Origin of the sequence: Agaribacterium sp. ZY112 (genome assembly GCF_041346925.1) — a bacterium.
Lineage (GTDB): Bacteria > Pseudomonadota > Gammaproteobacteria > Pseudomonadales > Cellvibrionaceae > Agaribacterium.
The window spans coordinates 2,269,173-2,281,295 of record NZ_CP166840.1; the positions used below are offsets into that span (position 1 = coordinate 2,269,173).

General features: G+C 44.6%; 8 protein-coding genes. 5 read left to right on the plus strand and 3 right to left on the minus strand.

The genetic code is table 11. The features are described 5' to 3' along the window. Positions 1-4: 4 nt before the first annotated feature. A complete protein-coding gene (locus AB1S55_RS09935) occupies positions 5-823 on the minus strand; it encodes a lysostaphin resistance A-like protein (RefSeq protein WP_370977881.1) in 819 nt (272 codons plus the stop codon). A 341-nt stretch (positions 824-1,164) separates the two neighbouring features. On the opposite strand from AB1S55_RS09935, the gene AB1S55_RS09940 reads away from it, so the two are divergent. The 4 genes from AB1S55_RS09940 to AB1S55_RS09955 all read left to right on the plus strand — a co-directional run bounded on the left by AB1S55_RS09940 (position 1,165) and on the right by AB1S55_RS09955 (position 5,973). Next, entirely contained in the window at positions 1,165-2,058 is an 894-nt protein-coding gene (locus AB1S55_RS09940; RefSeq protein WP_370977883.1) for a hypothetical protein, read from the plus strand. Positions 2,059-2,123: 65 nt separating this feature from the next. Then, positions 2,124-2,645 carry a sigma-70 family RNA polymerase sigma factor gene (locus AB1S55_RS09945; protein ID WP_370977884.1) on the plus strand — a complete coding sequence of 174 codons (522 nt, stop codon included), beginning with the start codon at positions 2,124-2,126 and terminating at the stop codon, positions 2,643-2,645. Further along, positions 2,638-4,308, plus strand: coding sequence for a LamG-like jellyroll fold domain-containing protein (locus tag AB1S55_RS09950; protein WP_370977886.1), 1,671 nt, complete (start codon positions 2,638-2,640; stop codon positions 4,306-4,308). Before AB1S55_RS09945 ends, AB1S55_RS09950 begins: the two co-directional genes overlap by 8 nt. 84 nt (positions 4,309-4,392) lie before the next feature. After that, complete coding sequence (locus tag AB1S55_RS09955) at positions 4,393-5,973, plus strand: alpha-L-fucosidase (protein ID WP_370977888.1); 1,581 nt, start codon at positions 4,393-4,395, stop codon at positions 5,971-5,973. 100 nt (positions 5,974-6,073) lie between these two features. Here AB1S55_RS09955 and pntB read toward each other — a convergent pair whose 3' ends face one another. Beyond that, the gene (gene pntB / locus AB1S55_RS09960; RefSeq protein WP_370977890.1) at positions 6,074-7,462 is read right to left on the minus strand and encodes a Re/Si-specific NAD(P)(+) transhydrogenase subunit beta; all 1,389 of its coding nucleotides are present in this window, start codon (positions 7,460-7,462) and stop codon (positions 6,074-6,076) included. A 9-nt stretch (positions 7,463-7,471) separates the two neighbouring features. Continuing rightward, positions 7,472-9,037: a Re/Si-specific NAD(P)(+) transhydrogenase subunit alpha gene (locus AB1S55_RS09965; protein WP_370977891.1), complete on the minus strand. Its 1,566-nt coding sequence runs from the start codon at positions 9,035-9,037 to the stop codon at positions 7,472-7,474. 582 nt (positions 9,038-9,619) lie between these two features. On the opposite strand from AB1S55_RS09965, the gene AB1S55_RS09970 reads away from it, so the two are divergent. Beyond that, positions 9,620-11,959, plus strand: coding sequence for an agarase (locus tag AB1S55_RS09970; RefSeq protein WP_370977892.1), 2,340 nt, complete (start codon positions 9,620-9,622; stop codon positions 11,957-11,959). Positions 11,960-12,123 lie beyond the last annotated feature (164 nt).

Sequence of the window (12,123 nt, forward strand, 5' to 3'; positions counted from 1 at the left end):
TTCGTTAAAGCGGATAAGTTAAAAACAAAAAATGCAGGGCATTTACGCTAAAGTGCAGGCCTATGGCGTAAGTTATGTTTTTTGTTAGGGCGTAGATTAGTCCATAAGCAAACCCAGCAAGCCCAAAGACAATAAGCATATTTAAACTGGATGGGAAATGTGTGAGTATAAAGATAAGGGTGCACAGGGCTAAGGGCAGGCCCTCTCGTATTAGTTTATTCTCTGTAAATTTGGATACGGCTCGTAAGCATTCCCCCTGTAGCAATAAGCGCATAAAGGCTTCTTCCGCAAGGCAGGTGACACTTAAGTTGACGGCTAAGAAACTCAGGATTACAAACAAAGTTTTGGTGTGAACTTGTAGGTCTAATAAGTGCCATGCCAAGGTATTTATCATCAGCGCGCAAACTAACATAGTTAGAATAATCTGCCAGGGTGCTGTCTTTAGGCTCGGTTTCTTAATGCTTATAGGCAATAAAAAGACAAGTACGGCTATGCCAGCAAGTACTTTGGCTGTATTTAAATAAAGCGCAAAGGCTTGGCCTTCAGTATGTAAAGCATCGACATTAAAAACGAGTGGGTAGTTAAAGCCTTCAGGCCTGTAAAGGCCAATCGTTAAACCCACAATAAACACGGTTAACCATAAGGCACTGCTTTGCAGCGCTGACTTTTGTACAAGTGCTTTGCGATAAAAAACAAGGGCCAAGCAGAGAGTACAAACTAGCAGCAAGGACTGCCAAGCGAGCACTCCGCATAGGCTTAATAGGCTTGCACTGGCTAGCAATATACTCAGTGGCTTTTTATAGGCTGTTAAAGCTTGGCTCATGACTGTCCTTGTCGACTTTTTGTGATTAACTACTTTTGGGCGAGGCGAGTTCGCTAGTGGCTGATGTGCTGGTTTGGGTCGTTTCTTAGGGGCTGGTTTAAGCACCGCGGTTACGCTTTTTTACTTTGCTTAGTGCAGCCCGAAGTTTAACAAAAGAAAGTGTGAGCGTGTCGTACTTATTGCTTATAGCCTTCTTTGACGCCCTATGATTTACTTCTGCGTGCTTTGTTTTTGACGACATAGATGTCGTTCATCAAGTTACCGTCAGCTTCATACAGGCTCAGTGTGATAAAAGAAAGCTTGTGATAAATTCTGTTTAAGACCTATTCAAGGAAGGCCCTATGTTTATTTCTACTCCCTCTCGTTTTTTAAAGCACATTAGCATGGCACTAGGTTTGGCTATTACCACTTCGTCTTATGCTGCTGGCCCTGATGAGCAGATGATTGTAAATATGCTTGAAGCTGAATACAAAAACGGTGGCTTTAAGCAGGGTGCCGATTGTTTAGGTATTTCTGAGAAAAAACTGCTTGATGCGCTTAAGGCCAATACTCTACGTTGTTTTCAGTCCGGTTCGATGGACGATGATTGTATGGAAGAGGGCTTTCAAGCAAGTTTAGGTGTCAGCGAAAGTAAGTTTGAGCACTGCGAACAGTTGGCTGAGGCCGAAGAGGGCAGCAATGGCTTTGAAAGCGAAGCCGATGCTCTTATGGAGCAGTTGGATGATATCTACGATGAGCTTGACGGTCGCGAACCTAGCGCACAACAGCAGGCTCAAATAGCCATGTTAGAAGACAGGCTTAAGCAGAGCTTTACTGAGCAGCGAGAGCATAGTTTGGAAGAAATGAGTGACGCTGTTGAGTTAATGGCTAAAAGCTCGGCTGGCACCGAAGGCAGCATCACCTTACCTCTTTACCCTAAGGCATCCATGATGATTCATATGGTGGCGGGCGTAGAGATGGGGGGGGTACAATCTCTACCTGCTGCCACCTTTGCCTCTGCCGATACACAAGAACGTATTATTGCTTTCTATAAAAAGAAGCTACCTAATTTTGAATACAAAGATTTAGGAGGCGCGGGCTACCTGTTTATGAAGGAGATGCCCGAAAACTTCAATATGATGAGCAATTTAGAAGACTTTATGACGACACCGCATGTTTTTATTTCGTCAGCAAAAGCTGGGGGAGGGGCACCTGCCGGTACTCAAAGCATGATTGAAGTGGCTTATAAAAAGTAAGTACTCTGTTTGAGTTAAAAAGTTTACATTTGAAACAAAGTCCATCTTGGCGACAATAAGAGGGTATGGACAAACAACAACTACTTTTTAGTGCTTTTATTCGTCAGCATCAAGCCAGACTTAGGGCTTATATCCGTGGTCTTGGTGTGAAAGTCGAGGCGGTGGATGATCTTGCTCAAGAAAGCTTTTTACTCGCTTATAAAGAGCTGGATCGCTTTGATCAGCAGCTCGATTTTGGTCACTGGCTCTTTGGTATTGCACGTAACTTAGTGCGTAATGAATTGCGCAAGCAAAAGCGTCAGCAGCGTATTATGGACGCGAGCTTGAGTTACTTTCTTATTAGTGAGTTTGAAAGCGCTTATGAGCCTTCAGATTACGCCAGTGACGAACTGGAGGCGCTGCGTGCTTGTTTGGCTTTACTGCCGGAGAAAAGCCAGCGTTTATTAAGCCAAAAATACAAAGAAGAGCACAGCAGTGACAAACTTGCCGATATTTTCATGATGAGTGCAACGGCGGTGCGTTTAGCGCTCATGCGGTTGCGTAAAAAATTGCGTAGCTGCATGGAAGCAAGGTTGGCTAATGTCTGAGCAACAAACACAGCAAGATGAGTTCGACTTGCTACTGGCCAAACTTATCGACAACGTTGCTAGTCGAGATGATATTCAAAGGCTTTTAGTTCTTGTAAACAATAATCCAGAGTTTAAGTACACGCTTCGGGCTCAGCTAGAGATGGACGAGCTCAGCCGACTTGCTTTTGAGTCTGAAGCTAAGAGCGAGCGTTTTATTTCCGAGACTCATCTTAAAGCGCAACATACAACAAAAGCAGATGATTTTGAGTTGCAGGTATTATCGACCTTAGCTCAGAGTGACATGTTGCAGCCTCAGCGTGCTTGGAAACAAACCCTACCTTGGGCTTTGAGCCTTGTTAGTGTGGCGGCCTCATTGATGCTTGCCTTATTTGTGTTTTTTGATGGCGAGGAGCAAAGGCTCAGCTTTTCTTCTGTTGAGCTTGAAGACAGGGGAGTGGCTTTGGTCGTGAGTGCGAGCGGCCTGCCCTTGGATAGCCCTTATAAGCCTGGCGTGAGCCTGCAACCCGGTTCTTTATTACTGGAGCAAGGTGGTTTAGAGCTTGAATTTTACGAAGGCGCACAGCTAAAAATACTAGGCCCTGCTGAGCTTGAGCTTATCAGTGATCAACATGTACGTTTACTTTATGGCAAGGTCATGACGGAAGTGCCTGAGTTGGCCATCGGTTTTACGATTGATACACCGCAGAGCTCATTGGTTGACCTGGGCACTTCTATCGGAGTTGAGGTTAATCAACAGGGCGCCTCTGAGGTGCATGTTTTTGATGGTTTATTAGAAGCCAGATCTACTGGAGGGCAAAGCTTAAGCTTGTCTGAAGGGCAGGCATTAAAACTCGATGGGCTTAAAGTTGATAACTGGCTGCCAATAAAAGCGGATCAAAAGGGCTATCAAGCGCTGTCTTTATTAAGTGCTAAGGTCGAGCAGGAACAGCAAAATAAACATAAACGCTGGCAGGCTTTACGTAAGCACTACATCAATGATGAACGGCTGCTGGCTTATTATGATTTTGAGCCTAATGCAGATAAACCGCGCTTATTAAATAATGTCGCCGACGGCGCTAATGCCTATGCAGGAGCGATTGTTGGTGCTCAGTGGGTACAGGGTCCTTGGCCGGGTAAATCCGCATTGGACTTTAAGCGCGCAGGTGATCGGGTTAGATTGAATATTGATCAAGCCATGACAAGCTTTAGTTTAGCCGCTTGGGTAAAAGTCGATAGTCTCGATAGAACCTATAACTCTCTATTATTAACCGATGGTTTTAAGCCCGGTGATATTCATTGGCAGCTTGGCATGTTTGATACAGACAAGCGCTGGGGCACGCTCGTATTAGGTTTAAAAACAAGCACGCTTAAAGAGATGCACTTTAACCACTTTCCCTTTTTTAACAGTGCTGAACCTGGTAGTTGGCATCATCTGGTCGCCACCGTTGACCAAGAGCAAGAACAAGCGGTGATGTATATTGATGGGAAAAAGGTGTTTAGCTCCGCTTTAGAGAGTGATTCACAGTACTGGCAAGTTGGTCAGGCTTCTATTGGCAATTGGAATAGCTTGCAGCGTGCTAACCCCGTACGTAACTTAAATGGTGCCATGGCTGAACTCATGATATTTGAACGAGTGCTTTTGGAGTCCGAAGTGCAGGCTTTAGCCTTACTCACAAAATAAAAAAAGAAACACAAACCTTGCTGGCGACAATTATTGGTTGAGGGGTGACTTAACACCTAATTAAACCAATAAAATGAGTACAGCATGTTTGCATCTTTCCTAAGTACATTTTTAACTAGGGCGCTGCCTTTAGCGCTCATTCTAAGCGCGCCTCTTTTGCAGGCTAAAGAACAATCACCAAGTTACCTTGCCAATGAACGCAGCCTTGCCAAGCATTATGCGGCGCCAGAGTGGTTTCGTGACGCTAAGCTTGGTATTTATTTTACTTGGGGCCCCTATACCGTAGCGGCTGCGGGCAACGAGTGGTATCCGCGTTGGATGCACTTTGATTTTAGCAAGGACGATTGGAAGGGCCGCAAGCCGGGTTACCATATCGACATGATGCAGTGGCACACAGAAAAGTTCGGCCATCCCTCCGAGTTTGGCTATCACGATATGATTCCAATGTTCACAGCTGAAAAATTTGACGCACAAGAGTGGGCGCAGTTATTTGAAGACGCTGGCGCTCGTTTTGCCGGGCCTGTAGCGATGCACCACGATGGTTACGCTCTGTGGGACTCAGAAATTACTCCGTGGAATTCTGCTGACATAGGCCCTAAGCGTGATATATCTGGTGAGTTGTCTAAAGCTCTGCGCAAGCGTGGTATGAAATTTATTATGACCTTTCATCACGCGCGTAATTTACAGCGCTACAAAGGTATGGATATTCAAGAGGCGATGCAGCGCTATGGTCATTTAGATAGTTACCATGCTTATTGGAACAGTCATTTCCCTTATATTGAAGGTTTGGCAACAGCCTCAGATGATCCAGAGCTGGCTTTGCTTTACGGTAATATTGAAGAAGAAAAATGGTTAGAGGAATTTTGGCTGGCCCTACTTGAAGAGAGTATTGATAAGTATCAGCCGGATATGATTTGGTTTGATACTTGGCTTGATCAGATCCCTGAGTCTAAGCGCTATGAATTTGCAGCTTATTATTTTAATGCCGCATCAAAGTGGGGTAAGGACGTCATGGTGACACACAAAGATCAGGATTTACCCATTAGTTTTTCAGTTGAAGACTTTGAGCAGGGCCGTCGCAGCTTTTTAACGGCCGCTCCGTGGCTAACTGATGATACCTTGTCCGAGCGAAATTTTGGTTGGTCCTATGTTGAGGGCATGAAAATTAAAAGCGCCGAGCTTGTGATTCATGAATTTATTGACATTATTTCTAAAAATGGTCAGTTATTGCTAAACATTAGTCCTAAGTCAGATGGCAGTATTCCTAAGGAGCAAAGAGCGGTACTTAAACAGTTGGGTGATTGGTTAAAGGTTAATGGCGAAGCAATTTATGGTACGCGACCGTGGGCAATTTATGGCGAGGGGCCAACTCAGATGGAAGGTGGAGGCCATTTTTCAAAACATGTTAATTATAACGAAAAAGACATTCGTTATAGTCGTAATGGCGATACGCTTTATGCTATGACTTTGGGGACGGATACGGATGAGATCGTTATGGTGGCAATGGCAAAGATGAATAGCCTGCTAAATACTCGGGAGTTCACATCTGTCGAGGCACTTAATGGCGATTATATTGAATACTGGAAGCATGAAGAGGATGGTCTGAAAATTAAGCTTAAAAAGGGCGCGCCTAAACAAATTGCTTACGCTTTTCGTATTCGTTAATTAAATCTATAAAGATATAAGAAATATCAGTTGAGGAAGATGAGTGTACCCGTTTTACGGGGGCACACTCATTTTGGCTGCTAGATATAATCGCTCTGGGTTAAAGTGCTTTTAAGATGTCTTGCACTTTTTCTTTTGCATCACCAAAGAGCATACGGCTATTCTCTTTAAAGAACAGGGGGTTTTGTACGCCGGCATAGCCTGTAGCCATGGACCGCTTCATGACAATACATAGTTTGGACTTCCAGACTTCCAGTACTGGCATACCTGCAATCGGGCTATCAGGTTTTTCGATTGCATCAGGGTTAACGATGTCGTTAGCTCCAATTACAACAATTACATCGGTATCAGCGAGTTCGTCGTTTATTTCATCCATCTCTAGAACAATGTCATAAGGAACATTTGCTTCCGCCAATAAAACGTTCATATGGCCTGGTAGGCGGCCAGCAACAGGATGGATGGCAAAGCGTACTTCAATATCTTTTTGACGCAAGCAGTCGGTAAGTTCTGCTACTGCACCTTGAGCGTTGGCTACTGCCATACCAAAACCCGGAACTATGACAACCCTTTGTGCGGTATTGAGTTCGTCTGCGACATCTTCTGCGCTGAGAGCAAGAGCCTCTCCCTGCTCTTCGTCACTGCCGGAGCTGCTCGTGGAACTTGTACCAAAACCGCCCAGAATCACACTTATAAAGGAGCGATTCATGCCGCGACACATAATAAAACTTAAAATAGCACCGCTGGAGCCAACGAGCGCACCAACCACAATCAATAAATCATTTGAAAGCATAAAGCCGGTAGCTGCTGCGGCCCAGCCTGAATAGCTATTCAACATGGAGACCACAACGGGCATATCGGCACCGCCAATGGCAGCAACTAAATGAATACCTAATACAAGTGCTAGGGTTGTCATAATAGCTAAATACATGATGCTATTTGCGTTGGGTTCTTGGTTGGCAAATAGAATGCCTAAATACACGCAAGCGAGTAGGGCGGCGGCATTAAGGATGTGGCGCCCTGGAACGGTTAACGGTTTACCTGAAACAAGTCCTTGTAGTTTTGCCCATGCAACAATAGAGCCTGTTAACGTAATGGCTCCAATAAGTACGCCTAGATAAATCTCAACATTATGGATAATGCGTTCGGCTCCACTGTAGTGGTAGTTAGGGTCTAAATAGCTGCCCCAACCAATTAATACAGCAGCTAAACCAACAAAGCTATGTAGCATAGCCACCAGTTGAGGCATGGCTGTCATTTCAACTCGCATGGCAAGGGCAATACCGACAATCGCACCAATACCCATGGCGGCGGTTAATAGGCCATAAGCCCCTGAACTTATTGATAACACGGTGGCAATTACGGCGACGATCATGCCAAATACGCCGTATAAGTTTCCACGCTTTGCTGTTTCTTGTGAGCTTAATCCATTTAAACTTAAGATAAATAAAATGGCTGAAAATAGGTAAGCCATTGATATTGAACCGGTCATTTTTAGCTCCTATTTCCTGAACATGTTGAGCATGCGGTGAGTGACAAAAAATCCACCAGCGATATTGATGCTTGCCACAAAAATTGCAGTGGCGGCCAAAATAGGAACAAGTGTTCCTTCGGTAGGTGTTTGTACAATAGCGCCAACAATTATGATGCCGCTAATTGCATTGGTTACACTCATTAAAGGTGTGTGTAAGGAATGGCTTACATTCCAGATGACTTGCCAGCCAACAAATACCGATAAAACAAAAATTGCGAAATGAGAGATAAAAGCCACTGGTGCCACAGATCCAAGACCCAACATCGCGCCACCGGCAATAATCCAATACAGAAAAATTTGCCAGCATGATGTTTTTTTTATGGCTTTTTCGGTCTCTTCTTTTTCAGTTTTTGGGATACTGGCTGTTTGGCTTGCATCTTGTGCGCTTTTTAATGGTGGAGGTGGCCAGCTTATTTTCCCTTCGTGAACAACTGTTGCGCCGCGCTGCACTTCATCTTCCATATCGATATGCAAAGTGCCATCTTTCTCTGGTGTAAGGTCACTTAACAGGTGTACTAAATTTTGAGCATAAAGCTGGGATGACTGAGTGGCTAAACGAGCAGGCAAGTTGGCATAACCAATAATAGTGACGCCGTTGTAATTGAGCACTTGGTCTTTTTCTGTTTTCTCACAGTTACCGCCATTGGCTGCAGCTAGGTCGACTATCACTGACCCCGATTTCATGCCATCGAGCATGTCTGTGGTAATCAGACGTGGAGCAGGTTTACCTGGAATTAGGGCTGTCGTGACGATGATGTCGACTTCGGCAGCTTGTGCTTTAAATAACGCCATTTCGGCTTCAATAAAAGCGGGGCTCATTTGTTTGGCGTAACCGCCAGAACCTGTGCCATCTTCTTCAAAATTCAGTTCTAAGAATTCGGCCCCCATGCTTTGGACTTGTTCTTTGACTGCTGGGCGAGTATCAAACGCTCGCACGATAGCCCCTAGGCTTTTAGCGGCACCTATTGCTGCGAGGCCTGCAACACCTGCACCTATGACTAACACTTTGGCTGGAGGGACTTTACCTGCAGCTGTAATCTGACCTGTAAAAAAACGCCCAAAGTGATTGGCCGCTTCAATGATGGCTCGATAACCTGCGATATTTGCCATGGAGCTTAATGCATCCATTTTTTGTGCGCGCGAAATGCGTGGCACGGCATCAATCGCAATGGCGTTTACCTTGTTGGTTTCAAGTAGCTGTAGTATTTCGAGATTAATAGCTGGCTGAAGATTACCAATAAAAGTGCTATTGCTCTTTAATAGTGAACTTTCGTGCTCAACTAAGTCGTCGCGTTTTACAGGGCCGTTAACTTTTAACAATATATCTGCGCGGGCATATAGCTCGGCAGCATCAACAATACTTGCACCAGCTTCTATGTAGGCTTCGTCACTGAATTGAGCTTTAGTTCCGGCCTGGTTTTCAATTATTAGTTCGTAGCCAAGCTTAATTAGTTTGGCTACGGAATCCGGTGTTGCCGCTACTCGAGTTTCTAGCGGCGTATGTTCCCGAGGAACAGCAATGGTGTAAGGCATAGCACTTGTACCCCCTCAATAGTTTTTATTTACATTCTATTTATTCATGCGCTTCATATTTTTAGCTTAACGCGATGCACTCATATCTATGAGCAAATTCCTAGTACAAATAAGATCATACTCAACATTGCTTTACAAGCAAATAATTTATTCATATATGAATGGTTTTGTCAGGGTGAGATGGATCAAAAAAGAGGGGAAAGCTAGGTTTAAGGCGCCTATCTAAGCCTCGTCTAGTGTTTAGGTCGAGGGTTCTTCTGTGTATGACTCAGTGTGAAGTGGGGCGCTTCGAGCTTCTGAGCCTGTCTTTTTTTGCCTTTTTTTCGAATTCAGTTATTTGTCTCTTTAAGCCTGTTATTCGTCTTTTTCACCCTTGTTTTAAGGTTAGGGCCTATGTCACGATAGCTTGTGTTTTACTCGTTCTTAGCGTAATTCTGTAGGGGTGTTAGGATTATGCTTCAGCATATCGTTTTTATGCTGTTTTATTGTTCGGGCTAGACAAGGGGAGCTTGGTGTTGATACTCATCACAGCTAAACCAAACAAGCAGTAATAAGAAGAAATACAAAAGGAATACAATAACAATGATACGTCTTCCATCGTGGGCTGCGCCCACCGCTTTGAGCCTTGCGCTTGTCGCTTGTGGTTCAAACGATCCCGCTAATAAAGTCAGTGATCAAGCGATCTACTCTGAGTCCGCAATCCAAGCTTTTCTTGATGCGCCTGAAAATACTCTTACGCGTTTGATTGATTTTTCTAATGCTGATCAGCGTGATTGGATTAGCACTCGCGATGCTCAGGTTGAGTTTGATGCTAAAAGCGGCGACTTAAACATTCGTTTTTCACCCAAGGTGAATACTTCTCAGGTTCGTATTGCACCACCTGAGGGTTGGGATCTATCGGCTTACCCTAATTACAATTTAGCGTTTGAAGTTGAGAACCTGAGTGATGTTTCTACTCATTTTTATTTGAATAATGAAGATGCTGAAGGTAAGTATCAAAGCCGTTCGTTAAGTATTCCTGCAGGTTTTAAAGGCACGGTATACATTCCTTTACGCGGGGCGCATGCAGAAACCAATGCAGGTACGTGGGGTGATTTAGAGCCTTGGCAAACTGAGGAGCGCATGATGGTTTGGCGCTCTTGGCGTGGACCTTATGACTTAAATTCATTGTCAGCGCTGACTTTTGCAAGTATCGGTATTCTTGAAGAGCGTGAGCTTCTTATTTCTAATATACGCTTGCGTGCCAACCCTCCTGAGGACCCTATGTGGTTGACCGACATTGTTGATAAATTCGGTCAATATGCGTCGGTGGATTACCCAAATAAGATTCATTCGGATCAAGAGCTTAAAGAAGCAACAGAAAAAGAGCTTGCTGAGCTAGCTAAATCTGAGGGGGTCAAAGATCGTTCTCGTTTTGGTGGTTATAAAGATGGCCCCAAACTCGACGCGACCGGCTATTTCCGTACTCAAAAGGTCGATGGCAAGTGGTGGATGGTCGATCCAGACGGCTATTTGTTCTTTTCTCATGGTCCTGCCAATGTGCGTATGGCTAATATGACTACGTTAACAGGGGTCGATTTTAAAGATCCTTCTGTGCGAGTGATCAATGCTGACGAGACCACCCCTGAAGACTCAATGGGGATCATTAAGGTCTCTGATGAAGTACGTGACACTCGTTATGTTACCAATGTAATGCGTAACGATATGTTTCAATGGTTGCCAAGTTACGATGATGAGTTGGCCGAGCATTACAGTTATCGCCGCTCTACGCATAAAGGCCCCATTGCTCACGGTGAAACCTTTAGCTTCTATCGTGCAAACTTAGAGCGCCGCTACGGTGAGACCGAGCCTGAGTCTTATATACGCAAGTGGGAAGAAGTGACCATGGACCGTATGAAGGACTGGGGCTTCACCTCTTTTGGTAACTGGGTAGATCCTGCTTTTTATGAGCATGCCAAAGTGCCTTATTTTGCCAACGGTTGGATTATTGGTGATTTCCAAAAACTCTCTGGTTATAAAAACCACTGGGGTTTAATGCCTGATGCTTATGACCCTTTATTTGCTGAACGCGCGAAGATCACTATCGAGCTGATTGCTGAAAACGTAAAAAGCTCACCTTGGTGCGTGGGTATCTTTATTGATAACGAAAAAAGCTGGGGTGAGCGCGAGGGTACGGTTCCTCAGCGTTATGGTGTGATCTTAGATGCTTTATCAAAAGACAGCTCTAGCCCTGCCAAAGTGGCTTTTACCAAACATCTAAAAGCCAAATACGGCGATATTGCCAAGCTTAATAGCGCTTGGGATAGCAAGGTGAGTTCTTGGACGGCCTTTGAAGCGGGTGTTGAATTTGATCAATACAGCGATGCCTTGGTTGCAGATCTTTCAAGAATGCTTGAGATGCTGGGTGAGCAGTACTTTACTGTCGTACACGATACGCTAGAAAAAACATTGCCTAATCACCTTTATATGGGCGCGCGTATGGCTAACTGGGGTATGCCGGATGAGATTATTAAGGCTTCTCTAACTTACTCCGATGTATTGAGCTTTAACATTTATGAAGAAGGTATGCAGGATGAGCACTGGGACTTCCTTGAAGAAGTCGATTTACCGGTTGTGATTGGTGAGTTTCATATTGGTGCTGAAACCGGTACAGGTTTCTTCCAGCCTGGTATCGTTCATGCTGCCGACCAACACGATCGTGCGCGCATGTATAAGTTGTACATGGAAAGTGTTTTATCCAAGCCTTTCATGGTGGGCGCTCACTGGTTCCAGTATATGGATGAGCCAGTTACAGGCCGTGCCTTTGATGGTGAAAATGCCAATATCGGTTTTGTAACAGTAACGGATGTACCTTATCCTGAACTAATTAAGGCGGTTAAAGAGATCACGACCGATCTCTATCCTAAACGCTACGGCAAGTAGTACTTAGCAAGCCAAGGTTGGACTTCCAGCCTTGGCTTTTTTGATGCTTCTCTTCTCTTTTTCATTCCTACTTAAGTCTGAAAGCGCGTACTTCTCGCGCCATTAATTTCTGATCTAGATCATATCTCTCAGTCTTTGCTTTACTATATATCGGTATTGTCGCC

Excerpts from the sequence above, each read along its gene's own strand:
- AB1S55_RS09935 (WP_370977881.1), bottom strand. The coding sequence starts at position 823 with ATGAGCCAAGCTTTAACAGCCTATAAAAAGCCACTGAGTATATTGCTA.
- AB1S55_RS09940 (WP_370977883.1), top strand. The coding sequence starts at position 1,165 with ATGTTTATTTCTACTCCCTCTCGTTTTTTAAAGCACATTAGCATGGCA.
- AB1S55_RS09945 (WP_370977884.1), top strand. The coding sequence starts at position 2,124 with ATGGACAAACAACAACTACTTTTTAGTGCTTTTATTCGTCAGCATCAA.
- AB1S55_RS09950 (WP_370977886.1), top strand. The coding sequence starts at position 2,638 with ATGTCTGAGCAACAAACACAGCAAGATGAGTTCGACTTGCTACTGGCC.
- AB1S55_RS09955 (WP_370977888.1), top strand. The coding sequence starts at position 4,393 with ATGTTTGCATCTTTCCTAAGTACATTTTTAACTAGGGCGCTGCCTTTA.
- pntB (WP_370977890.1), bottom strand. The coding sequence starts at position 7,462 with ATGACCGGTTCAATATCAATGGCTTACCTATTTTCAGCCATTTTATTT.
- AB1S55_RS09965 (WP_370977891.1), bottom strand. The coding sequence starts at position 9,037 with ATGCCTTACACCATTGCTGTTCCTCGGGAACATACGCCGCTAGAAACT.
- AB1S55_RS09970 (WP_370977892.1), top strand. The coding sequence starts at position 9,620 with ATGATACGTCTTCCATCGTGGGCTGCGCCCACCGCTTTGAGCCTTGCG.